At 56.7% G+C, this 24,078-nt stretch carries 19 protein-coding genes and 3 pseudogenes; 13 read left to right on the top strand and 9 right to left on the bottom strand.

From position 1 onward, the window contains the following. Nucleotides 1-907: 907 nt before the first annotated feature. Nucleotides 908-1,741: an oxidoreductase gene (locus M2397_RS07270; protein ID WP_145338166.1), complete on the top strand. Its 834-nt coding sequence runs from the start codon at nucleotides 908-910 to the stop codon at nucleotides 1,739-1,741. A 26-nt stretch (nucleotides 1,742-1,767) separates the two neighbouring features. Further along, nucleotides 1,768-2,711 (top strand): annotated as a pseudogene (locus M2397_RS07265) (AraC family transcriptional regulator N-terminal domain-containing protein). 154 nt (nucleotides 2,712-2,865) lie between these two features. Here the strand turns inward: M2397_RS07265 and M2397_RS07260 are convergent. From M2397_RS07260 to M2397_RS07245, 4 genes are all read right to left on the bottom strand, one after another. Further along, nucleotides 2,866-3,258: a RidA family protein gene (locus M2397_RS07260; RefSeq protein WP_145338168.1), complete on the bottom strand. Its 393-nt coding sequence runs from the start codon at nucleotides 3,256-3,258 to the stop codon at nucleotides 2,866-2,868. A gap of 953 nt (nucleotides 3,259-4,211) precedes the next feature. After that, nucleotides 4,212-4,979 carry a molybdopterin-dependent oxidoreductase gene (locus M2397_RS07255; protein ID WP_145338169.1) on the bottom strand — a complete coding sequence of 256 codons (768 nt, stop codon included), beginning with the start codon at nucleotides 4,977-4,979 and terminating at the stop codon, nucleotides 4,212-4,214. Next, complete coding sequence (locus tag M2397_RS07250) at nucleotides 4,972-5,595, bottom strand: cytochrome b/b6 domain-containing protein (protein ID WP_259242530.1); 624 nt, start codon at nucleotides 5,593-5,595, stop codon at nucleotides 4,972-4,974. Before M2397_RS07250 ends, M2397_RS07255 begins: the two co-directional genes overlap by 8 nt. A 71-nt stretch (nucleotides 5,596-5,666) precedes the next feature. Then, entirely contained in the window at nucleotides 5,667-6,278 is a 612-nt protein-coding gene (locus M2397_RS07245; RefSeq protein ID WP_184742150.1) for a hypothetical protein, read from the bottom strand. A 216-nt stretch (nucleotides 6,279-6,494) separates the two neighbouring features. Between M2397_RS07245 and M2397_RS07240 the strand changes: the two genes are divergently transcribed. Together M2397_RS07240 and M2397_RS07235 are read left to right on the top strand one after the other, a co-directional pair. Further along, nucleotides 6,495-7,190, top strand: a complete 696-nt coding sequence (locus tag M2397_RS07240; RefSeq protein WP_092398187.1) for a heavy metal response regulator transcription factor — start codon at nucleotides 6,495-6,497, stop codon at nucleotides 7,188-7,190. Next, nucleotides 7,163-8,557: a heavy metal sensor histidine kinase gene (locus M2397_RS07235; RefSeq protein WP_145338172.1), complete on the top strand. Its 1,395-nt coding sequence runs from the start codon at nucleotides 7,163-7,165 to the stop codon at nucleotides 8,555-8,557. Before M2397_RS07240 ends, M2397_RS07235 begins: the two co-directional genes overlap by 28 nt. 59 nt (nucleotides 8,558-8,616) lie before the next feature. On the opposite strand, the gene M2397_RS07230 is transcribed toward M2397_RS07235, so the two are convergent. Continuing rightward, nucleotides 8,617-9,123, bottom strand: coding sequence for a nuclear transport factor 2 family protein (locus tag M2397_RS07230; RefSeq protein WP_145338173.1), 507 nt, complete (start codon nucleotides 9,121-9,123; stop codon nucleotides 8,617-8,619). A 78-nt stretch (nucleotides 9,124-9,201) separates the two neighbouring features. Beyond that, the gene (locus M2397_RS07225) at nucleotides 9,202-10,059 is read right to left on the bottom strand and encodes an SDR family oxidoreductase (RefSeq protein WP_237683084.1); all 858 of its coding nucleotides are present in this window, start codon (nucleotides 10,057-10,059) and stop codon (nucleotides 9,202-9,204) included. 69 nt (nucleotides 10,060-10,128) lie between these two features. Here M2397_RS07225 and M2397_RS07220 point away from each other — a divergent pair, with 69 nt between their 5' ends. After that, nucleotides 10,129-11,640, top strand: coding sequence for an MFS transporter (locus M2397_RS07220; protein WP_256663582.1), 1,512 nt, complete (start codon nucleotides 10,129-10,131; stop codon nucleotides 11,638-11,640). 1 nt (nucleotide 11,641) lies between these two features. Here the strand turns inward: M2397_RS07220 and M2397_RS07215 are convergent, their stop codons facing one another. Further along, a complete protein-coding gene (locus M2397_RS07215; protein ID WP_184742147.1) occupies nucleotides 11,642-12,502 on the bottom strand; it encodes a LysR family transcriptional regulator in 861 nt (286 codons plus the stop codon). A 117-nt stretch (nucleotides 12,503-12,619) separates the two neighbouring features. Here M2397_RS07215 and M2397_RS07210 point away from each other — a divergent pair, with 117 nt between their 5' ends. From M2397_RS07210 to M2397_RS07190, 5 genes and pseudogenes are all read left to right on the top strand, one after another. Then, nucleotides 12,620-14,482 carry an NAD(P)-binding domain-containing protein gene (locus M2397_RS07210; RefSeq protein WP_259242529.1) on the top strand — a complete coding sequence of 621 codons (1,863 nt, stop codon included), beginning with the start codon at nucleotides 12,620-12,622 and terminating at the stop codon, nucleotides 14,480-14,482. 88 nt (nucleotides 14,483-14,570) lie between these two features. Beyond that, nucleotides 14,571-14,918, top strand: a complete 348-nt coding sequence (locus M2397_RS07205; protein WP_145338175.1) for a chorismate mutase — start codon at nucleotides 14,571-14,573, stop codon at nucleotides 14,916-14,918. A gap of 134 nt (nucleotides 14,919-15,052) precedes the next feature. Then, on the top strand, nucleotides 15,053-15,706 hold the full coding sequence (locus tag M2397_RS07200; protein ID WP_145338176.1) for a hypothetical protein: 654 nt from the start codon (nucleotides 15,053-15,055) through the stop codon (nucleotides 15,704-15,706). 685 nt (nucleotides 15,707-16,391) lie between these two features. Continuing rightward, a pseudogene (locus M2397_RS07195) lies at nucleotides 16,392-17,068 on the top strand (aldehyde dehydrogenase family protein); the annotation flags it as partial. Between the two features lie 100 nt (nucleotides 17,069-17,168). Next, on the top strand, nucleotides 17,169-17,615 hold the full coding sequence (locus M2397_RS07190) for a MerR family transcriptional regulator (RefSeq protein ID WP_145338177.1): 447 nt from the start codon (nucleotides 17,169-17,171) through the stop codon (nucleotides 17,613-17,615). Here M2397_RS07190 and M2397_RS07185 read toward each other — a convergent pair. Further along, nucleotides 17,539-18,534 carry an NAD-dependent epimerase/dehydratase family protein gene (locus tag M2397_RS07185; RefSeq protein ID WP_145338178.1) on the bottom strand — a complete coding sequence of 332 codons (996 nt, stop codon included), beginning with the start codon at nucleotides 18,532-18,534 and terminating at the stop codon, nucleotides 17,539-17,541. The two genes, M2397_RS07190 and M2397_RS07185, sit on opposite strands and share 77 nt — an antisense overlap. 382 nt (nucleotides 18,535-18,916) lie before the next feature. On the opposite strand from M2397_RS07185, the gene M2397_RS07180 reads away from it, so the two are divergent. The 3 genes and pseudogenes from M2397_RS07180 to M2397_RS07170 all read left to right on the top strand — a co-directional run. Next, the gene (locus M2397_RS07180) at nucleotides 18,917-19,069 is read left to right on the top strand and encodes a hypothetical protein (RefSeq protein WP_178116792.1); all 153 of its coding nucleotides are present in this window, start codon (nucleotides 18,917-18,919) and stop codon (nucleotides 19,067-19,069) included. Nucleotides 19,070-19,182: 113 nt separating this feature from the next. Then, complete coding sequence (locus M2397_RS07175; protein WP_259242528.1) at nucleotides 19,183-22,422, top strand: AAA domain-containing protein; 3,240 nt, start codon at nucleotides 19,183-19,185, stop codon at nucleotides 22,420-22,422. 88 nt (nucleotides 22,423-22,510) lie between these two features. Continuing rightward, nucleotides 22,511-23,076: pseudogene (locus M2397_RS07170) on the top strand (transposase); the annotation flags it as partial. 9 nt (nucleotides 23,077-23,085) lie between these two features. On the opposite strand, the gene M2397_RS07165 reads toward M2397_RS07170, so the two are convergent. Further along, nucleotides 23,086-24,060, bottom strand: coding sequence for a TerC family protein (locus tag M2397_RS07165; RefSeq protein ID WP_131696396.1), 975 nt, complete (start codon nucleotides 24,058-24,060; stop codon nucleotides 23,086-23,088). Between the last annotated feature and the right edge of the window lie 18 nt (nucleotides 24,061-24,078).

The following is a 24,078-nucleotide window of genomic DNA, read 5'->3' as shown; positions in this document are numbered from 1 at the left end:
TCGATCCTTGCTGGCAACGCAACACAGCTTTGTCATCAAACAAATTGATAGCACCCTAACTAAAGGTGCATGCTAGGCTCTGAATCGCCCCTGGTTTCGTAGAAACCTCCAAGACCAGCAAACCAATTACGCGGATGCAAATATTGGGTCGAACACAGCCGATCGGAGTTGCTGCTCTCGAGCGAGAGCGGATTAGCGTGTGCTTGATGAGCCCTGCAACCTACCTCCAGATCCAATGAGGAGTTACACCGAAAGCCAGTCACTGCCATACTGGAGTCCGTGAGAAATCGCCGCTCGCGAGCGCTCTCGCACCCTGTGTAACTGGGGGCAAAACTGGGGGCATCATTAGTTTTTTATGACCTGAAACTACCGTGCTAGAGCCTAGTCAAAATGTTTTTTGGCGATCCTGAGAGTCTTTAGGCGTTGTCGGGCAGGCTGTTTAGCTGAGCATTTCTGGCTTTTCATGGGCATGGAGATCCTTTATTTCCAAGTCCGCCAGTCCCGCTGCCTCACCGAAATCGCCATCAACTTATTTTGGCCCAGCAAATGCAACCGAGCCCCGTCAATAAATGGTTCCGACACCTGATGTTCGATCCGTTCAGCGATTAACTGCGCGCATAGCCTTTACTGCCAATGCGAAAACCTTGGAGCGCAGGTGCGACACCCTCGGCCAGACCGCATGCACATCAACGTTACCGAAAAACGACTTGCGACACGAAGCAGACATTAGTGCAGGTAAATAAGCCCGTCGCTTTTCTTCCTTTGGCCTCGTTTTTTTCCACTAGATTTGAGGTTGCTCGCCGAGCCCTCCGATAGAATCAGGCAATACTAAAATCGAATCAGGCATAGTTCCCAACCACTCTGCGCCCTAGCATAGCCTGACCTTATATATTCAGGAGTGCGCCCCATGCGTGCAGAAAAAACCATTTTTATCACGGGCGTTAGTAGCGGCTTTGGCCAGGCCCTGGCTAAGGAAGCTCTCGCTCAGGGCCATCGAGTGATCGGCACTGTTCGCAGCGAATCCTCTCTGGCAACGTTCCAAACGCTCTTGCCTGAGAGAGCCCATGGCGTGGTGCTGGACGTTACCCACTTTAATGCCATCGACGCCGTCGTCGCCGCTGTTGAGGATCAGTATGGCCCGGTGGACGTGCTGGTTAACAACGCGGGTTATGGCCACGAAGGGGTTTTCGAGGAGTCGTCGTTGGAGGAAATGCGCCGTCAGTTCGACGTCAATGTATTCGGCGCGGTGGCGATGACCAAGGCGTTTGTGCCCTTTTTTCGCCAGCGACGGGCGGGGCATATCCTCAATATCACGTCCATGGGTGGCTATATCACCATGCCAGGTATTGCTTACTACTGCGGCAGCAAATTTGCCCTGGAGGGCATCTCTGATACGTTGAACAAGGAGCTTGCACCCTTCAATATTTTTGTAACGGCCGTGGCGCCGGGGTCTTTCCGAACGGACTGGGCAGGTCGTTCGATGCAGCGTACGCCGCGCAGCATCAGTGACTACGATGCGACCTTCGACCCGGTGCGAAAAGCCCGTGAGGAAAAAAGCGGCCTTCAACTGGGCGACCCGCAGAAAGCCGCACGCGCCATGATGACTATTATCACCAGCCCTAACCCGCCGGCTCAACTGCTGCTGGGCAGCGACGCCCTGGCTCTGGTGCGTGACAAGTTGCACCGGACGGCGGAGAGTATTGAGCAATGGGAAGCGCTGAGTTGTTCCACGGACGGCTGAGCATAACAGTGGAGAACGTGCAATCGATGCCGAAGCCCAAGAACCCTAGCACTGCGCGTATGGTGCAGTTGATGGGCCAGCTTGCACCGCTGGAGGGTTACAACCTGAGTCCGCTGGATGATGTGCGTTTTCTGCGTTCCAACCGGCCGCTGACGCGCACGCCGGTTTTATATGAACCGGGCATCGTCATCCTCTGTCAGGGGCAGAAACGCGGCTATCTGGGTGATGAAGTTTACATCTATGACGCCCAGCATTATCTGGTGGTGTCAGTGCCAGTGCCTTTTACAATGGAGACCGACGCTAGCGAGGCGGAGCCAATGCTGGCGGTGTACATACGTCTGGATTTCAATCTGGCCGCCGAGCTGATTCAGCAGGTAGATGAGGTATGGAACATCGGCGTGGCTCAGCCTATGGGCATGTACGCCTCGCCCATGGACGAACCGCTGCGCCAGTCAACCCTGCGTTTTCTGGAAGTCATGGGCGACTGCACCGACGCGCAAATCCTCGGACCAGCGATGTTGCGCGAACTCTACTACCGCATCCTCACTGGCGAACAAGGCGGCACCCTACGCGCGGCTATCGCACAGCAGGGTCAGTTCGGCAAGGTGACGCGCGCCATTCACAAAATCCACCGCTGTTACCAAGAGCGTCTGGATGTAGAAATCCTCGCTCAGGAAGCGCAGATGAGCGTGCCTAACTTTCATCTACATTTTCGCAAGGTGACCCCGATTCCTCGCCTATGCAGTACCTCAAGTCGACGCGGTTGCATCAAGCGCGATTACTGATGCTGCGTAACGACCTGACAGCGGCCAAGTCGGCATTTCTGGTGGGTTATGAAAGTGCTTCGCAATTTAGCCGCGATTTCAAGCGCCTCTTTGGACGCGCGCCAATAGCGGAGGTGGCGTGGATGAAGCAGGCTTATGCGTTGCCGGCACCGACAACCCCTTCGCCCTTCGTGTCATCACACTGAGCTTCAAACAATCCTGCCTTGCCCGTCGCCAGTAGGCTTGGGAACGTGCGGATGGCGTGCCTGCCGACACAGCGGGCGAGTGAAGTTTCACATCTGCTGCCGCATAGATGAACACCCATCCAGGACTTGTATATTCAGGTGCCTATCAGAAAAGTTATCGCTCTACGGCGATGCATTTGATCTCCACGAGAAGGCCGGGGCGAGCCAGTTCACCGACACCTATGCATGTCCATGCACAAGTACTCCGAGGAAAGACTTTATCCTTCACGTGTCTAAAAATTGGCATGTGGCGGTGCATATCGACGTGATAAGTTGTCATTTCGACGACATCTTCAAATTCGCAGCCGCCGGCCTCCAAGACGAGCCGAAGATTGTCCCATGCTGCCAAAAACTGCTGCTCTGGGTCTTCGATAACTGATAATTCCGGCGTCCGGCCTACCTGGCCAGCGCAGTATAGAGTCTTTCCTACCTTTACAGCTGGTGCATAACCAGCATGTTCGCAGAGCAATTTCATGCCTTCTGGAACAATGAGCTGACGATCAGTCATGGTTGTGGAGCCCAAAATATAAACGGATACGAAAGCTAACTCACGTGCCAGAACAGCGCCCACTCGGGCCACGGGTCAACCCAGCCTCATAAAACCGCATTCGCCACTCTAGCAATCCGGGCCAGTAAGCGAACGACAGACCACTAATAAATAAAGGCGAGCATTGGCTTAGCTGCTGTATCCATAGAAATACTAGCCACGCGGCGAAAGAGCTATCGAGATCCGCCCGTTTAACGCCTTTACTCTGAAATTGACTTGTCGAGAAGGTGGCTGTCGACTGAAGAGGACTTGCGACGGCGGAAAATTCGTATGCCAGTCGACCGTAGCGGTGCTCTAACAATCTCAATCGGTAACCAGGTGAGGGTTATTGGGGAAAGAGCCACTGCGGTAGCGAACGCATTCAATCCCTCTTTGCAGATCACGTCAGAAGAGAATTCGCTTTCCTCGCCATTGAAAGTACACACGATTCGCTCATCAAAGGACTTTGAGTAGGGCCGTCTACCCTCCTCACTTCCGCAGATGTGTTTAATAACCTTACTGCTCTCCAGAACGTTTCGATCAGGGAAGTTGAAGTCCGCGATATCCAGGCCGCTGGCTCGCGTACATGGCAATGATCGGCCTGGTCTGCTGAAAGCACCGTCGGCGTTCCCGCGCCGTGCCAACGATTGAAGCAGTGCTCGTATCTCCGGCCGGCATGACAGGTTTGTGGTCGATTCCGATAACAGATGAGCCCGGGTTGTAGCCGGCTCCTGCACAGATGATCTGGACTGGGCCTGCAATTGGGATTGGAAATCTGCTCCATGGGCCGTTGCCGACTTCTTATTTCCCGAAGTCGGCAACACTGATGAAGCTGGCGGTACCGCAGATATATCGGTCATGGGGACGCCTCATATCAGGTCTGGTGTCATGAGTCTCGCCAGCATTCCTGGCGTGGCTGTTCAGTTTTTGCGCCATCAGATCCCGCTGAACCAGTTGTATCCCTGGTCTTCCCAATACCCACCCGGGTTGTCGTTGCTCACGAAAATCTCGACAACATGCTTGGGGTTTTTGAATCCCAATTTGGTGGGTACTCGAACCCGCAGCGGATAGCCGTACTCGGGCGGCAACGCGACATCGGTGTAATCCAGCGCCAGCAGTGTCTGTGGGTGCAAGGCCGTCGGCATGTCCAGACTGGAGTAGTAACGATCAGCACATTTGAAACCGACAAATTTCGCTGTGGTGTCGGCGCCGATGTGTTCCAGGAAGGTTTTCAGCGGTACACCTCCCCATTGCCCGATGGCGCTCCAGCCTTCAACACAGATCAAACGGGTGATATCGCTACGTTGCGGCAGTTTGCGTAAGCTTTCGAGTGTCCAGGGGGCCTTGTCCCTGACCCGGCCGGAGACGGCGAGCGAGTAACTGGCGAGGTCCACCTCAGGGATATCGTCCTGACCATAGAATGCGTTGAACGGAAACGGCGTAGTGATCTGGGCGCGGGTGAAGGTCGGTGCCAGTTTCTGTCCGCTGAACAGCCACGCCTGGACCCGGTCGTTCCAGCGCGACATGGCCCAAAGTACTTTGTCGACCTGATCGCCGTCCTGCAGGTTGCAACCGGTCAGCATCGACATCGCGCCCACCGTCAGGCCGGCCCGAAGAAAATGCCGGCGCTGAATGTTTTCCAGTTCAAGCTGTTGCGCAGGTTCAAGCCTGACGCGCTGAACAGTTTTTCTAAGTTCAGTCACGGCCATTTTCCCCGGCATCAAGAGACCGCACTCCACCCGTAATCATTGGCAGCAGGGTTTTCGGTACCAAAATCACCAAGATCAGATGAATCACGACGAATGCAGCAATCATCGCCATCGCCCCGAAATGTACATAACGTGCAATGTCATAGCCGCCCAGTAGCGCGACCAACTCTTGAAGTTGAATGGGTTTCCAGATCGCTACGCCCGAGATGACGACGAGTGCGCCTGCCGCCAGCACGATCCAGTACATCAGGCGCTGCACTGTGTTGTAGACACCCTGTTCATGCACCAGCCGTAAGCGCAAAGCGTCCGTAAAATCATGCTTCAAGGCGGCAAGCCCGACGGGCAGCAGCTCGCGTTTGAAATGGCGACTGACCAACCCGTACAGCACATAGATTGCGCCGTTGATCAGCAGCAGCCACATGAATGCGAAATGCCAGGCCAGCGACCCGCCCAGCCATCCGCCCACGGTCACCGCCACCGGAAACCTGAAGCTGAACAGTGGCGAGGCGTTGTAAATGGCCCAACCGCTCATGAACATGCAGACCATGCAAACGGCGTTGAGCCAGTGGGTGAGGCGAACCGGCCAGGGATGAAGCTTTTTCTGTCTCACGTGGTTCCCCTTGCAAACCATCCATGTAGCGGAGCGTTGCCAGACGGCAGCGCCCCTGCCTTTTCAGGTGATTACATCGGTGGTTGGAAGCCATCCTTGCCAACCGCAATGCCACGCGCGGTGGTTCCATCCGCAGCCGGGAACACGACAATTTTCGCGCCTTTGACCAGTTCATCGGCTTTGCCTGACTCGACGTAGGCGATTGGCACATCATCCGGTACGACGATTTGTTTCTCGCCGCCCTTGTAGTTGACGGTCAATGTGCGACCGTCAGCTTTGGACAGCTTCCCCACGGTACCGTTGGTCATGGTGCCTGTGCTGCCATCCGCGTTCTGCCAGCCGTAATGACCTTCGCCACTGCCCTTGAGGCTGGCGTCGAATACCGTGACCTCCAGCGCCTTCAATGTTCCGTTGGTCTGCGGAATGGCCGCCGAGCCAATGAAGCTGTCGGATTTGATCGAGTCGATATTGGCCTTCGATACCCGGTTGATACTGGTCTTGTCAGTCAGTCCGATAGTCTGCTTAGCGCCGGAGCGGACAGTGAATGTCAGCGTATTGTTGCTGACACTTTCCACCGTGCCACGCAGTGGTTTGATTACCGGCATGTCAGCCGCGGTGGCAATGACGGCGGCACTGAGCATCAACAAACCGAACGTGGTAGACAGGGCGTGTTTGAGTTGCATGGCGACAATTCCTCATGGGTTGATGTGCCGCCATCCTCGTCCGCAGACCGGGACGTCACGATGACCGCCGAATGACATTTTTGTCATTCGCCAGCCCCTGCCCATGAATGACAGAAATGTAACCGACTGCGCCCGCTCATCCCGTTACACTGCACAACCGAGATACCGATGTCGCGGGCTGAATCCCGTCATGAAGAGACCCGAGCGCACCTCACGATGCATATCCTGCTGATTGAAGATGACACCAAAACAGGTGAGTACCTCAAAAAGGGGCTCGGCGAGTCCGGTTACAACGTCGACTGGACCCAGCACGGTGCCGACGGCCTGCACATGGCCCTGCATACAACCTACGACCTGATCGTACTGGATGTGATGTTGCCTGGGATTGACGGGTTTCAGATCATTGAGCTGTTGCGCGCCAGACAAGACGTTCCCGTACTGTTCCTCACCGCGCGCGACCAATTGCATGACCGCATTCGCGGCTTGGAACTGGGCGCCGATGATTACCTGGTCAAACCTTTTTCGTTTACCGAACTGCTGTTACGCATCCGCACCATTTTGCGTCGCGGTGTAGTTCGCGAAGCCGACCATTTTCACCTCGCCGACCTGGAGCTGGATCTGGTGCGGCGTCGCGTTACACGCCAACAGCAGGTAATCGTGTTGACCAACAAGGAGTTCGCCCTGCTGCATCTGTTTCTGCGTCGGGCAGGCGATGTGCTGTCCAGGACACAGATCGCTTCGGAAGTCTGGGACATGAATTTCGACAGCGATACTAACGTGGTGGACGTTGCGGTGAAGCGCCTGCGCAACAAGGTCGACCAGCCCTACCCGATCAAGTTGATCCATACCATTCGCGGTATCGGCTATGTCTGCGAGGTGAGGCCATGCGGACCCGACGTCAACCCTCTCTGACCCTGCGGTCGACCGTGGCGTTTTCCATGGTAGCGATGCTCGCCGTGGCCGGTGCGGGCGTTTACCTGTATCAGACGATGAAAGCCTCGGTTTTGGTGTACAGCGATCATGCGGTCATGGGCCGTCTGGAGCACTTTCGCAAGCTGCTGCACTACGAGCTCGCCATCGAGAAGCTGCGCGACAGCCCACAGATTTTCAAGAACATGCTCGACAGCGAAGACGACATCTTCATCATTGAAGAACCCGGGCAGCAACCGGTAATCCAGGTAAATCCACTCAACGTCACGCTGCCTGAACTGCCCGTGATCGGCCAGAATACAAAGCTGAGCGTCAGTGATCTGCGCAGCGGCGTGACCGACTCGGGAACAATGCTGCGCGCCGCTACCGTCGTCACGACGTCTGGTGGACGTGAAGTCCGACTGACAGCCGCACACCTCATGGGCAAGGAAATGGCTATGCTCGCGGCGTATCGCGAACGCATCTACCTGGCCGTTGCTCTTGCCTTTCTGGCAACAGCCTTGCTGGGCTACCTGGTACTGCGCCGAGGGCTGCGTCCGTTGCGCGAAATGGCCGCCCATGCGGCAGCCATCACACCCGAGCGTCTCCACAGCCGCATGGACAGCGCCGATACGCCGGTTGAACTGCAACAGCTGAGTGACGCCTATAACGCAATGCTTGATCGCCTTGCCCAGGGTTATCAGCGATTGACGCAATTTTCCGCTGACCTTGCCCATGAAATCCGCACGCCGGTGGGGTCGCTTATGGGGCATTGTCAGGTCGCCCTTCGCCAGCGGCGCAGCGAGGACGACTATCAGGCACTGATCGCTTCAAACCTTGAAGAGCTCGAACGGATCTCGCGCATCGTCGAAAGCATTCTGTTCCTTGCGCGCGCCGATGAAGCGCAAGCGGTGGTGGAGCGCCAACAACTATCGTTGCATGACGAATCTCAGCGCATTGCTGAATATTTTGAAGGCTTGGCTGAAGAGCGGCGAATGAGCTTCCAGATAACAGGCGATGGCAACGTGCTCGCGGATCCATTGCTGCTGCGCAGAGCCTTGAGCAACCTGGTGGCGAACGCGATTCGCTACGCCTACGAGGGCACCGAGATTGTGATGCGGGTGACGGACTCCCACAGCGGTGCGCGGATTGAAGTGGAGAACCAAGGTCCTGTACTGAGCGACGAAACCCTGGGCAAACTCTTCGACCGTTTTTACCGCGGCGATGCGTCTCGCCAGCAGAACTCCGACTCCTACGGCCTTGGCCTCGCCATCGTCGTGGCAATCATGCAACTGCATGGAGGTCACGTGCGTGTCGAACAGCCAAAGCCTGGGATTATCCGTTTTTCGCTGTCATTCCCTGGAGCTTGAACGATATCAACGGGCAGCACTTGTCGTTCGCTGCCCTCACTGAAAGTCATGCGAGCAGGTCAACTTTCTGAGGGCTTGCTCAGGCTCCGATGCTCGATCGGCGCATACGTTTCTTCGCCGGCTATGGGTACCCAATCATTTAACGGTGTCAGGAAGTGCAGTTCAAAACGACGTGACAGGAACGCCCATTTTCCGTCCCGACGTTCAAACCTGTCGTAGTACAGCCCGCTGACTTGAACCGGGCCTTTTTCAATGTCATGGAACAGGCAATCCGCAGCCACCGTACCCATCGCGCTGTCACCTTTGATTTCGATCAACGGGTTGGCCATCCAGTGGTGCATATGTGGCATCTGGCGCCAGCTGTTTTGCGCCATCGCGAGGATTTCATCACGACTTTGGGCATTGCCGAAACCTGGTAAATCCAGTGTCGATTCCTCGTGCCAGATACCGCTCAGGAGCGACACGTCGATGCGGTCGAAGGCATTGGCGTAGGCGCTGATCAGCGACTCGATGGCGGCGCGACTTTCCAGGGCGTCCAGTCGGGTGGTCAATTCTTCAATGTTCATGAGGAGGTTTCCTGCTGAGGCTTCGCAAAAGCGACAAAGCAACCCTCTGCGAGGGCTGCACTACGGTTGAGCAAGTGCTCAGATCTGCGACAGGCCGCCATCGACCATCAGCTCCACACCGTTGACATATTTCGCATCGGCGGATGCAAGGAACAGCGCTGAGGAGGCGATTTCTTCAGGCTGGGCCATATACCCCAGCGGAGTGATCTGCTCGACATGTTGGCGCAGCGCGACAATGTCGCTTTCGCTCATCTTCAAGCCGTTATCCATCAGAGGGGTGCGAGTGAAGCCAGGGCTCAGAACATTCGCTCGAATCTTGCGATCTTTGAGTTCGTTGGCCCAAGTCCTTGCGAAGGACCGCACTGCAGCCTTGGAAGCGTTGTAGAGACTCAGCCCTTCCATCCCATTGCTGGAGCAAATAGATGCCGTCAACACGATCGAAGCGCCATTTTTCAACAACGGCATCAACGTCTGGACGGTAAAAAAAACGCCCTTCACGTTGATGTCGAACATGTTGAAATAAGCCGCCTCGGTGGTCTCGCCCAGCGGATTTTTTTCACAAATACCCGCATTGGCGAACACAGAGTTCAACTGATCGTTGCGGGCTTCGATTATTGCCTTGAGCTTATCGAGATCAGCCTGGCGGGCGACATCGGAAATGACCGCGACCGCTCTATCGCCAAGCTTGGCCACCGCCGCCTCCAGCGTGGCTGCAGAACGCCCAGTGATGTAAACACGCTTGGCTCCCTCGGCAATCAAACCCTGCGCAATCGCAAACCCGATCCCGGTGGATGCGCCGGTGACGACTGCAACCTGATTAGCGAATTTACCTGACATATCTGACTCCTCAGCCTTGGTTGTGTGGATCGACTGGAACCACAATGCGGCCATTTTGAGAGGAGTCAGGCGCTGAGCGGCACTGCCATAAATGAACATTGGCCGTTCAATTATGTGAGGCGTAAGCGAAGGCCTGATCGCTTAGATTGGAACCAGTTGATTCAGAACATGACCCGCAATCGAGAATATTCTGGAACCGAAGGGTTTCAGGAAGGAGATCTTATGCCTCAGACAAAAATCGCCCCCCCGGAACCGCGGCGCTGGTTGATGTTCGCCATCTTGTTGGTCGGTGCGTTTTTACCACCGCTGGATTTTTTCATCGTCAACGTAGCGCTGCCCTCAATTCAGGATTCGCTGGGCACAGCCTCCTCTGCCGAACAGCTGATCATCTCTTCATATGCGGCGCTTTATGCCGTGACACTGATCACCGGTGGACGGCTTGGAGACATCTTTGGCCGCATGAGAATGTTCTTCGTTGGCCTGATTGGCTTTGCCGTCGCCTCACTGATCTGCGGTGTTTCCGAGTCATCCTGGGTGTTGATTGCCGGACGTTCGCTGCAAGGCGTGACGGCAGCGGTCATGGCGCCCCAGGCACTCGCCTCTGTGCAGGCTATATTCCCCGAGTCCGAAAAGCCCTTGGCACTGAGCCTTTATGGCGCGGTCTTTGGCCTGGCGTCCGTCATCGGCCAGGCACTTGGCGGGATATTGATATCGCTCAACCTGATGAACTTAGGGTGGCGGGCGATATTTCTGGTGAATTTACCGATTGCGTTGCTGGTCGTTCTGATTGCCATTCCCGTGGTCAAGGAAACCCGCGCGAAACAGACCAGCAAGCTGGATCTGGGCGGAACGCTATTGTCCATGGTGACGCTTGGGGCTCTGATCGTTCCACTGATCGAGGGGCGTGAAGCGGGCTGGCCTTTGTGGGCCTGGCTGTCGCTGGCGGCGGTGCCGCTGCTGGCCTGGCTGTTCTGGCACTACGAAGCCCGTTTGCATCAAGCGCAAGGCGCACCGTTGCTTAATCCTGCCGCACTGCGCGCGCCTGGGCTGGGCCGGGCGTTGCTCGTCGCCCTGACCTTTTACGCGATCGGCGTGTTTTTCCTGCTGTTTTCCATTTATTTACAGGGAGCATTGCATACGAGCCCACTCAGTGCAGGTCTGGTCTTTCTTCCTTTCGGTGCGGGATTTCTGCTGGGACCGCTCGCCACCCATCAGTTCCGGCGTTTTCTCGGGGATTACGTGAACCCCTTCGGAATGGGGCTGGAAGTGCTGGGGTTTGTGCTAATGGCCAGGCTCGTAGCAAAGACGCCAATGACCGTCAGTCCCGCGGCGCTGCCCCTTGCCGTCATTCTCTTTCTGATCGGTTTCGGACAAGGATTGGCCCTTCCGACATTGATGCGCATGATCACAGGACGTGTGGCGCCCGCGTACTCCGGCATGATTGCGGGCATTACCAGCTCCACCCTGCAAATCAGCACATCACTGAGCGTCGCAATAATAGGCGGCATTTTCTACACCCTTCTCGGCACGGATACGGACGCGGCTGCCATCACCCACGCCTTCACCGTCTCCATACTCTGCATTGCGGCGTGCCTGGCGGTAGGCGCGGGACTAAGTCTTACCCTGGCGCGCCAACCTGCTGCAGAGTTGCAAACAGCGACCATGCGCGCAGCAGAGTGAGTCAACCGGCTGCCTGATTGCCGACCATGATGGAAGCAAGGTCGGCAAGAGCACGAAGGCTGTCCATCTGGCGCATGTCCTGATGGTAACCCATCCATATGTCGCGGCCCGGGGGCGGTTCATGCGGATCAATCAGCCGCAGCGCCGTTAACTGGTCACCCAGGGCGCGGGGCAATACGGCGACGCCCTGCCCTTGCGCGCACATTTGCGCCTGGACTGTGCGGCTGCTACTGGTGAACACGGTACGGGCCAGAGGGTAACGCTGCTGCAGCCACTGCACATCGGGATAATGAGACTGGGCAACACTCATGGTGATCAAACCAAGCCCGTCGCCCTGTGGCTCGGGGTCAGCAGATCCGACGGCGGCATACAACCCATAGCTCAGGGTAGTCAGCTTGCGGTGAACAATATCGGGTTCGGTGAAAGGAACGATTCGAAACGCGATGTCGGCGTCGCGGCGAGCCAAGTCAAACAATCGATGCCCGGCGATGACCTCGGGCACGATCAGCGGATAACGTCGTCCCAGTTCGTTCAGGACCGGGGCGAGCACATAACAGGCGAACCAGTCAGCGCAAGAAATGCGCAACACGCCTTCGGGCTGTGCGCTGTCCCCCGCAAGGCGCCTTTCGATTGCCAATGCACTTTGCTCCATTTCTTGCGCCAGGCTGAGTAGCTTTTCGCCGCTGTCGGTCAGTACCAGACCTTGGGTGGTACGAAGAAAAATGGGCTGGCCACTGGACTGCTCAAGCACCTGCAAGCGCCGCCCCACGGTCGGATGGCTTACGCCCAACAGCTTGGCGGCAGCGCCCAATGACCCGCTGCGGGCAATCGCGAGAAAGACCCGCACATCACTCCAGTCCATGCTCTACCCCGTACAAAAATGAACAGTGAGAGTGCAGCAATGGCACTGCCGTAGCAATCCCACGCCGGACATACTTGTCCGCATTCTCCTTCGTCGAATACCAACCGGGGACTGCAAATGAAGATAGGTTTTATCGGTGTGGGAAGCATGGGCAGAGCAATCATTACACTGCTCGTCCGGGCAGGCCATCACGTCTCGGCATGGAACCGTAGTCACGCGGCGATCATGGATCTTGAAGGCGTAAGTATTCTCGAATCGCCGACCTCGGCCTTTGAGCAAGAGGTCGTCATCAGCCTGCTGGCCGATGATGCCGCCGTCAGGGAAGTGCTGCTGTCCAGCGCGGCTCTGGAAAATGCAGATAAGACCTGCGTGCATGTCGTGATGTCGACTTTGTCGCCTTCGCTCATGGTCGAGTTGCAGGGCATGCATGATGCGATCGGCATGGCACTGGTCGCGGCGCCGGTTTTCGGCGTGCCCGCCGTAGCCGCGAACGGCGAGTTGAATATCCTGGCGGCCGGATCGCAGCAAGCGGTCTCGACGGTTCAACCGCTGTTTGACCTGCTCGGGAAAAACACCTGGTATCTGGGCGATCAGCCTGAACACGCGTGTATCGCGAAAATCGCAGGCAACATGATGATCACCCAAGCCATCCAGTCGCTGGGCGAAGCAACCGGACTCGTTCAACGTCACGGACTGAGCCCTTCTATTTTCGTCAACCTCATGACCCAGACCCTGTTCGCCTGCCCTAGTTATCACCGGTATGGGCAGAACATCGTCAACAGCAGCTTTGAACCGGGTTTCAAACTGTCTCTTGGCCTCAAGGATATAAATCTGGCTATTGATGCGGGCCGTCTCAAGGACCTGGAACTGCCGGCAGCCGATGCCGTGCGATCGAAAATGACATCCGCAGTAGCCCGAGGAGATGGACACAAGGACTGGTCGGTTTTCGCTACGCAGACAGTTACCCAATCAACCGATCATGCCCAGCAACCCTGGCGAAGCGCACCGATAAAACGTACGCGGCGTGGCAACTTCTGGGTGACGGGAGCCCGCGTTACCCAAAACGGTAAAAACTTTCAGAAAGGTCCGATGTACGTAGCCTGGGAATCCCCCGAGCACATCACTCAACCCTATCCCGTGGTGCTGGTGCACGGTGGCACGCTGCAAGGCACTGAATGGCTGGATACCCCCGATGGTCGTCCGGGATGGGCACAGCGGTTCCTCGAAGCGGGCTTTGTAGTCTTTCGCGTCGACCGACCGGGTCACGGACGATCGCCCTATCATCCCGACATCATGGGGCCGATGGGACCCGCGTTTTCCTATGAGCGCGCCCGCGAAGTCTACTTTCCAGAAGGAGGAGGAGAAACACAGTGGCCGTTTGAGCTGGACGATGAAGCGGCTTTTGACGCCTTCATTGCAGCTTACGGCCCCATGCCGGCCGACCTTGCGGCATCGCAGACCCTAGACGCGGATCGACTGGCCGAACTGCTCGACAGAATCGGTAAGGCCATCATCGTTACGCATTCCGCTTCCGGGCCGAGTGGCTGGTTGGTCGCCGATCGTCGACCCGACCTGATCGCAGGGATTGTGGCAGTGGAGCCTATGGGGCCGGTGTTTGGCCATACGCCGGGTATAGGCAGCCTCGAATGGGGACTGACCGCCGCCCCTTTAACCTTTGATCCGCCTCGCGCAACGGCGGAGCAAGTCCGCACAGCAGAACCTTCAACCCTGAAAATTCCCGGATTGCAGGGCGTTCCGGTAGCGCTGGTGACAGGTGAGACATCTGCATTTGCTTCTTACGCCTCCAGCATTGTCCCTTTCCTGCGAAATGCCGGTGCCAACATTTACCACCTTGATCTACCGGCACTGGGTATTCACGGCAATGGCCACGGATTGATCTATGAACGCAATTCAGACTCGGCTTTCAAGGTAGTCACGCAGTGGTTGGAGAAATCGTTGAACATGCCCGATCCCGCGTAAAGCGCCTGCTCAGGTTCTCCGTCCAATCATGAAAGGACCAAGGAAGGTTACAGACAAGCCCCTTAGAACAACTGCCACGAGGTTATCCATGGAAAATTCCGACATCACGCGTCAACTCTCGGCAATCAGACAAACCATCGACAATATCGACGCCGCACTCATCCACATGCTTGCTGAACGGTTCCGCTGTACTGATGAGGTCGGCTTGCTCAAAGCCCGACATCAATTGCCTGCGGTGGACAAGAAGAGAGAGCAGCATCAATACGAACGTCTGACAGCCCTCGCCCAGGAGGCCAACCTCGATACGGCCTTCGTCCAGAAGCTGATGCAGTTTGTCATCGGTGAAGTGGTCGACCGTCACAGACAATTTGCGGCCGGCCATGACCCAAGATTCTGCAAGGGCGCTGTCCTCAGGACTGAACACACCACCGGCTAACCCGCCGCCTCCCCCAATAGACGCCCGGGAGTTGCTGATAGATCGCAAACAATTCGATAGAGAGCGACTGAATAAGCCCCTTCCTCCGACCGATTCCTGCAAGGCAATTAGACAATCAAGACGAGCAGAACCGCATGAGATGGCCAACGATCGATCAAATTCGCAGTTTCACTGTTTTACCCTCTGGCTACACATGGGATTACCTGAAACGCGAGGAGATCAATGCAGCGATAATTTTTTTCCAGACGTGGTTCCCCTCCATTAGGGTGGGGTTAGGGAGCCCTTTTCTGAACCAGCGATTTTATGAAGACAACGTGGTGCTCGAAGACGATCTGGAGCGGGGAATGTTCGCTATCGTGGTCCGCCAGAACCATGAAATCGTCGCTATAGCAACGTGGGAAAAAATTGACGACGCTGATGTCATCTTCGGGCGAGTGGGCGCGGTAGCCAAACATCATAGACAAACCAAACTGGCCGTAGCTGCCCAAGACCTCGGAGAAAAAATGGGAAGGTCCATGGGCGCGGGCTTGATCTATGGTATGGCGACAACCAGCGCTCCGTATATGCAACAAGCATTGGAGCATGCGGGTTACAAAGCCGTAGGAATAATGCCTGGCTTAGACCAAGAGGAAACAGAGCCAGGAGTCGTGCGCAGGGTGTACGAAGTTATCTACGCAAAACGACTCGCCCCCCACTCAAGTTTTCTGATTCCTTCAGTACACAACCTCACACCGACCGTGGCTCGGCTTTATGCAGAAATATTTCACGAAACAACCAAGATTGACTGAGACGCGAGCATAAATACCGGGATGCTTCTGATCAAAAAGATTCCCGCTCACGCTTATTGCGTTGCTAGGGAGCACCGCTTTAGCGTGCCTGCCAAAAGAACGCGAAGGCGCACCGAATACCCGCTACTACCATACTGGAGCCAGTCGTAGGTCGCCGTTCAAGATCACTCGCACACTCGATGCGATTGGGGGCAAAAGTAGGGAAAAATAACAGCATTATCGACCGGAAAACGCCTTCCTAGAGCCCAGTCAAAATGTTCTTCGGCGACCCTGAGAGTCTTTAGGCGTTGTCAGGAAGGCTGTTTAGCTGAGCATTTCTGGCTTTTCATAGGCCACGGAGATCCATTCACTTCCAGACGATTGCTACATTGGGGGCATATCTGAGGGCATACTTTGGATGGTCTGAAAAGGATGCCCCCAGCCTAAGGCCAAGTGGGCTATTGATGAGGATAGCTCCGACCGGACACTCTGCGATTCGATAGACCGGCCTGAAGCTTTCAGCGGAACGGTGGACACTGGAATCGACGAGCGAACAACACCACCTCCGTACAGACTCGTTTTCCGGGATTGTCGTTGCTTACCCGAGGTCTTCCTCTCGATGGCGTGATGCCCAGGTCGTACATCTTTGTCAGTAACGTCACCGATTTCATTGGTGCGCCGTTGTCCGAGTGAAGCACCAGCGGCTGGGGAAAACTCGGCCGGGTTCATGCGCGATGTGGACCTGGACAAGGCCGTCAACGGCATCATCGAAGCGGGCTTTTTGCACTCCGGGCCAATCTGCGCCGCAGCCGAACGCTTCTTCGTGCATCGTTCACAGATCGAAGCGGTCATGGACAAACTGGCCCAGCGCCTGAGCACGCTGAATATCGGCTCGCCCCTGGATGAGCGCACTAAATTTGGCCCGGTCAACTACCGCCAGCATCAACTCAAACTCGGCAAGTTTTTCGCCAAGACCCGCGCCGAAAACAACACCATCATTCACGGAGGCAACCTGATCGACCGCCCAGGCTGTAACGTCGAGCCGACGATCATACTCGCCAACAGTGTCTACGACACCCTGCTCAACGAGGAAACCTTCGGGCCCATCGCCACGCTCTTACCGTCCGACAGCGAAGAAAAACTGCTGGCTTTGATGAACCCTACGGCTTGAGCGCCAGCCTCTGGACAAACGACTTGAGCAAAGCCCTGTGCATGGTGCCTGCCATCGAAGCCAGCACGGTGTGGGTTAACATGCACACGATGCTGGACTCGGCGGTGCCATTTGGCGGCAACAAATCCTCAGGAATAGGAATAGGCCGGGAGTTCGGCAGCGCATTCATTGATGACTACGCCGAGCTGAAGTCAGTGATGATTCGCTACTGAGCCCAATCTCGACATTTTTCGATTTTCATGTAACGGCTTTTGCAGCTCTGGCGATCAAACAACGCTAGAGTATTTGATGTCTCACATAAGGAATTGACAGATGTTCATTGGACGACTCGCCGAACTGACCGGCTGCACCCCAAAAGCCATTCGACTGTACGAGCAAATGGGCCTGATCAACGAGCCGGAGCGTGAGGGGCGCTATCGCCTCTACAATGCTCACCACTTGGAAATCGTCCACCTCATACGCAAGGCGCAGGTGGCCGGGTTCAAGCTGGCCGAGATGAACCCGCTGATTGCCGCAAAAAACAAGTTGAAGTCCTTTCCGCTAGCGTTGGCCAACCAGGCCGTCGACGACAAGCGCCGGCAAGTCCAGGACAGGATCGCCGAACTGCAGGCGCTTGATCTTCACTTGATTGAACTCAAAAGCGAGATGAACTCAATGTTTGCGCCTCGCCCTGTGGCGGGTCTTAATAAGGTTGATGCGCCTGTCTGTGCAGATAAGCAAACGCTTGCCTCAAGGCCACTTCAGGCGGCCGTGGGTTGAAACCCAATTCGTTTTTCGCCTTGGTAATGTTGTATTCCTGCGCCACGTTGTGAAACAGGCGCACCTGGCTCAAGAGCAACTGGGCGGGTATGCCCATTAATTGCGCCCAGCGTTCCTGCAGCCAGGCCACGCCCAGCAGTAGCCAGCGTGGCGCTGAGACAGGCTGGCGATACCCAGGCGCCTGGGTGTTGGCGGCCGCGATCAAATCGCTGAGCGGCGACGAACGCTCATTGGCCAGGATATAGCGCTGCCCCGGCCGGCCCTTTTCGGCGGCGAGTATCATCCCGTCGGCCACATCACGAACATCGACGAAGTTGAAACGAAACCCCGGATCAAAGGGCATCTGCCGCCGCCGAACCGATTGAAGGAAGCCCATGGTATCCGTGAGGTAGCCAGCATTGGGGCCAACCATGGCCGAAGGCAATACCGATACCATGCTCAACCCCAACGCCTCAGCGCACTGCCAGGCTGCCTGCTCGGAGAGAATCTTCGATTTGTAGTAGGCGTTTTCGCTTTCCGTATTCCAGTGCGCCTCATCCAGCGCCGTACCATCATGACCGACGGCGGCCACCGAACTGACGTAGACCACACGCTGCACACTCGCCCGTGAAGCGGCTTGCAGCACACGCCGTGTGCCCTGGATATTCGGCTCGACAATCTCGGCCTGCGGGTTGCGCGCCCAGTGCTTGAACACGGCGGCCACTTGAAACAGTACCTCCACGCCCTCCAACGCCTTGTCCAAGGCCGCACTGTCCATTAACTCGGCATACACCAACTCGCAGTCCAGCCCGGCAAAGGGTGCGTGGTTATGGATATCACGAACGCCGGCTCGAACCCGATAGCCCTGGCCGAGCAACGCTCGCACCAAGGTATTGCCCAGATGGCCGTTGGCCCCCGTCACCAGACATAAACCTTTCACAGGAACTCCTTGTTGGCAGCGCGCCAGAGTGTGCGCTTGAAAAAAGCATACGAGGTGTCCCATGGGGCAGAGTCAAGTAATCGTTGGTACGTTAGTTCAGTTTTCTGATTTCAGCGCCTCGGACGCATCTAGACACATCTATAATGAGAACTTAGCAAAATATCATTGTTTGGCAGTTATGACACGAACGTACCAAGTTTAAAAAACATCATATAAAACAATATCTTAATCATCTGCCCCTTAGGACAGATGTTCTTCAGGGACCCGGATAGCTTGTAATAGAACTTCATGGCCAGAGTACGACATTACTGCCCACGGCTTTCTCGCGACTGTCATTTAGACGCGGCCACAGCTGCTGGCCTGGCGCCACAAATGGCAAGGCATGGCCTACGTGGTCCAAGAGCTAGCAGAGCGCGAATTGAGCCCAGCTTTGGGCCGAGAACCGGATGTATTATCCGGCATCCGCGAAGAAGTCATCGATCTGGAAGAGGATTACACCCACAACTACGCCACCTGGTATCCCTCAGGTAAGTGACCCGGCACACGATCAGCATCGCTTTCGCACCCCGGCGCCAGGAAACGATGCGGCATGCCTGATATCCTTCCCTGTCAGGAATCCAAGCCCCAGCGCTTTCAAGGACGTAGTAAATGAATTCGCAAAATATCGTTCGCTACTGGCACTCCGTCGAGCTGCTGCAACCTCAGGCAGTCCCAAAGCTGAAAAAGCGCGACAGCGACTACCAGCCGTTTTTCCAAGACATCCCCACCTCGGCCCAAATTCTGCCTTGGATGCCAGCCAACCTACTGAGCCGGCAGCGCCTGCCCAACAAGCGCGTATGGAGCCACACGCTCTACGCGCACCTCTACAGCAACGTAGACGTTTCTCGCCAGTTGGAAGCGCTTTACGGAGCCGACAAAGGCTACAAGGAGCCACAGCATAGGCTCTCCGCCTTGTACGCGCTCAAGTTCAACGATCAGGGAATGATGCTGGTCGACAGCCTGGTGTTATCCAGCGAGGCATGGTTCGTCGGCTGCGCCATCAACCAGAAAGATTGGACACGCGGCTTCGAGGAGACCCAGGACTTTCTTCGCGAACAGACTAAAAGTCTACTCGGTGGCGTAGTCTTGGCGACCGACCTTTCGCGCCTGACAAACTATATTCGTCAGGCCCTGGGGCTCGATGATTTTTTCGCAGACGAGTCGCGCGTAAACCGTTTCCGTTCAGCACCGATTAACCCCAACAAGCCCGAACAGGAAGACGACCCGCTCAACAGCTTCCTACTGAGCGATCTGGCCGACATGGCCGATGCCCTGGCACGTGGCGAAACAAGCGAGCCTTTAGCCCGTTACCTGAGCCACCACGACTCAACCCAGCGCCTGCATCTCGACAAACCCGAAGCAGATCTGGCGCTGATCGACCGCCTTGCGCCCTCACGTTATGCAGCAGGCTGCTGGCCTGCCGAACGGCATTTGGGGTTGGTGCACTCCCAACAACTGGCAGTCAACAGCCTGCTCCAGACCCTCAGCAACGGCACCGGCATCATGGGCGTCAACGGTCCGCCGGGTACCGGGAAGACCACCCTGCTCCGGGACCTGATTGCGGCGGTGGTGACTGAACGAGCCGACGTATTGGCCTCGCTGGGCAGGGCCTCGGATGCCTTCATCCAGGACGGTCGCGAATCCGCCAACGATGGCGGACGTGAGCGCTTTGCCTATCAACTCAATCCACGCCTGTTTGGCTTCGAGATGGTGGTAGCCTCCTCCAATAATGGCGCCGTGGAGAACGTAACGCTCGAGTTGCCCCAACTGGATAAAGTTGATCCGTCCTGGCTGCCAGATGCCGAGTACTTCAGTGAACTGGGCGAGCTCACCAGCGGCAAGCCAGCATGGGCAATGATCTCTTCGGCACTGGGTAGCAAAGCCAAGCGCACTCAGTTCGTCGACCGCTTCTTTTATGGCAAGCGTCCGCCCAACGCGACGAAGACTAGAGACGAATCCGCGCCCTCCCAACCAACATCTCTCGACAACAGCGACTTGGGCGAGGATCTGTACGACGGCGATCCAACGCCCGAGGCGTCCGTAGCGAACAGCACGGACGATCAGCCAGCCCCCAAAGGCATGCGCGAATGGCTGGCCGAGCAAGCCGCATACATGAAGTCGCTCTCGTCCACCGATAAAAACATGCTCTGGCGCGCCGCCGTCAAGCAATACCAGGACGCCAAGAGCGCCGAACAAGCGATACGCGCTCAAGCCAGCGACATTCTCGAACGGATTCAGGCAGTGATCAGCGCCAAGGCCCGAGTACATCATAAGGAACAGGAGCGCCAAATCCGTCTGACCCTACGCAGCAGTCTTAATGACGAACAAGCCAAGCTGGAAAGACGGCAGCTCACGTCCGCCCGCGAGCAACTGCAACGCGAGCTTCAGGTCCTTGAAGCACACCTGGCAAAAAAACCGGGGTTTCTCGCCAACCTATTCAGCCTCTGGGGGGCTCATCGCACGTGGGCAGCCCGGCAACGCCTGCTCGATAGCGCCCACGCCTTGGCCAAGGACGCCTTCGACAGTGTTCAACGTCAAGTGCAACGACTCGTCGGCCAGCTCACTGAACTCAATCGACAATTGGCTAAGGATGAACAGGAGATCAACGAAGCCGTACTCCACGCCTCCCTGCAGATCGAAAAGGCTCGCAACATTGCGCAGGCTGGCGGGGCCATGCACCTGCAGGTCTGGCTCGAACAAGGCCGGATCGGTAGAGGCAGCGATATAGAGCTGCTCGAACCTTGGATAATCGAAGGCTCGCGCCAGGCCCGGGCAAAGGTATTCATCGAGGCACTCAAGTTGCACCGCGTGTTCTTCCAGATCGAAGCCTCGCGCTTGCGCGCAAACCTGGACTTCATCACTAGTACGCTCACCGGCAGTCGATACCGCGGAGTGTCCCCAGCCGTGGTGCGTTCGGCATGGGCATCACTGTTCATGGTAGTGCCAGTGCTTAGCAGTACCTTCGCCTCGTTCGCCCGCTCTTTCGGCAGCCTTGGCTGCGGGGAAATTGGCTGGTTGTTGGTGGATGAAGCCGGTCAAGCTACCCCACAGGCTGCGGTGGGTGCCCTGTGGCGTGCTCGCAGGGCTGTGCTGGTTGGTGATCCGCTACAATTGGAGCCGATCGTTACCGTATCCGATGCCGTACTCGAACACATGCGCAACCGCTATCAAGTCGACGCTCACTGGTTGCCCAATCGCCAGTCTGCTCAGACCTTGGCCGACCAAGCCACTCCTTGGGGTCGTATGGCGGGCCCTAAAGACAAGAAATGCTGGGTCGGCCTGCCATTGGTGGTGCACCGTCGCTGTGACAAACCGATGTTCGACCTTGCTAATCGCATCGCCTACGACGGAGCCATGGTCTATGGCACCCTCGCGCCTTCGCCCGTCAAGGAAACGCCGGCCCGCCTACCCACCGGCTGGGTGCACGCGAGTGGCCGTTCTTCTGGCAATTGGGTCGACAGTGAAGGCAAGGTGCTAGAACGGGTGTTGGCCATGCTTGATGGCGACGGTGTGCCGCTGGATAGCATCGCCGTTATCACACCCTTTCAGGACGTGCGTAACCAACTCAAGGATCGATTACACGACAAGATCGTACGCGGCACGATTCACACCATGCAAGGAAAGGAAGCAGCAGTGATCATCCTCGTCCTGGGCGGAAGCAGTGAAAACGGTGGCGCTCGCGAATGGGCCGTTTCCAAGCCTAATCTGCTCAACGTCGCTGTCACCCGCGCCAAGCGCCGCTTGTACGTGATTGGAGATCGGAATGACTGGGCGCAACGCAAGCTTTTCTGTGAGGTTATGGAGTTGCTACCGGCTCACCCCCGGATGACGGCCGACAGACCTGCATGAGCAAGTGGCTGTCGTGGGTCAGACTGTAGTGGTCTAATGAAACCGGACACCCATTTAGGCGAGAATGCTCGCCAGATCGAGGTGTCAGATGACCAAACAGCGCCGTTCCTTTTCTGCTGAATTCAAACGCGCAGCTGCCGGCCTCGTGCTTAAGCAAAACTACAGCTACATCGAAGCCAGTCGTTCACTCGGCGTCGGCGAGTCAGCGCTACGCCGCTGGGTTGAGCAGGTTCAGAAGGAACGCCAAGGCGTCACCCCGCAAAGCAAAGCGCTAACCCCGGAACAGCAAAAAATTCAGGAGTTGGAAGCTCGGATCGCTCGCCTTGAGCGAGAGAAATCCATATTAAAAAAGGCTACCGCGCTCTTGATGTCGGAAGATCACGAGCGTACGCGCTGATCAATCAGCTGAGCGTCCATGAGCCGATTGCCTGATGTCGAGCGGCTTCGGTTGTGCAGTCGGGTGAGCGAGTTGTTTTCACAAAGTCGCAGTGCTGCCGGCAGCCGTTGCATTATCTCGTTGATGCGTGACGATGGTGAGCAACCGGTCGGTTCAAAGTGCGCAGCTTGATGCGTGAGCTTGACCTCGTGAGCAAACAGCCAGGTTCTCATGCCTATAAACGTGCGACAGTCGAACGGTTGGATATCCCGAACATCTCTGATTCATCACTGCTCTCCCGTAACCCGTGTTTTGCTCTTCGTCAAAGTCAGGCTCAACAGGACCGAAATCAAGATGATGCCGCCGACTGTGGTCAGCGACCATTGGATCGGCACGTGCCACCACGGCGCGATCAGCATCTTGCCGCCGATGAACATCAGCACGATGGCCAGGCCATACTTGAGCAAGTGGAAGCGGTCGGCCATGTCCGCAAGCAGGAAATACAGTGCCCGCAGGCCCATGATGGCGAAGATGTTGGAAGTGAACACGATGAAGGGGTCGGTGGTAACGGCGAAGATAGCCGGGATGCTGTCAACAGCGAATACCAGGTCGCTGGCCTCGATCAGTACCAGCACCAGGAACATCGGCGTCGCCCAGCGCAGGCCGTTCTGGCGCACAAAGAAACGCTCGCCGTGAAAGCCGTCGGTGATGCGAAGATGCCTGCGCAGCCAGCGCAGCAAAGGGTTCTTTTCGAGGTCTGGCTGCTGGTTGGCGAAAATCAGCATCTTGATGCCGGTGATTACGAGGAAACCACCAAAGACATAGAGTAGCCAGGCAAACTCCTGCACCAGCCAGACACCGGCGAAAATCATACCGGCGCGCATGATGATCGCACCGAGCACGCCGTAAAGCAGGACGCGGCGCTGCAACTCTGGCGGCACGGCGAAGTAGCCGAAGATCATCACGAAAACGAACATGTTGTCGATCGACAGCGACTGCTCGATCAGGTAGCCCGTCAGGAATTCGAGCGTGGTGCGCTGGGCCACTTCGGCGCCGAACGTGCTGCGCAAATACCACCACAGCAGGAGGGCGAAGACCAGCGCCAAACTCATCCAGGCGGTGACCCAGGCCAGCGCTTCGCGCGCCGAAACACGATGCGCCTTGCGCCCGCCGAAGACGAACAGATCGAGCGCCAGCATGGCAAGGACGAACACGATGAAGGCGGCCCACATCCAGGGTTCGCCAACGCTGATTGCGGTCATCTAAGGTCTCCTCGTGAT

The organism is Pseudomonas sp. BIGb0381 (assembly GCF_024809815.1).
GTDB lineage: Bacteria > Pseudomonadota > Gammaproteobacteria > Pseudomonadales > Pseudomonadaceae > Aquipseudomonas.
The sequence above is the reverse complement of the archived record's forward strand: the minus strand, read 5'-3'. Positions and strand labels throughout refer to the sequence as shown.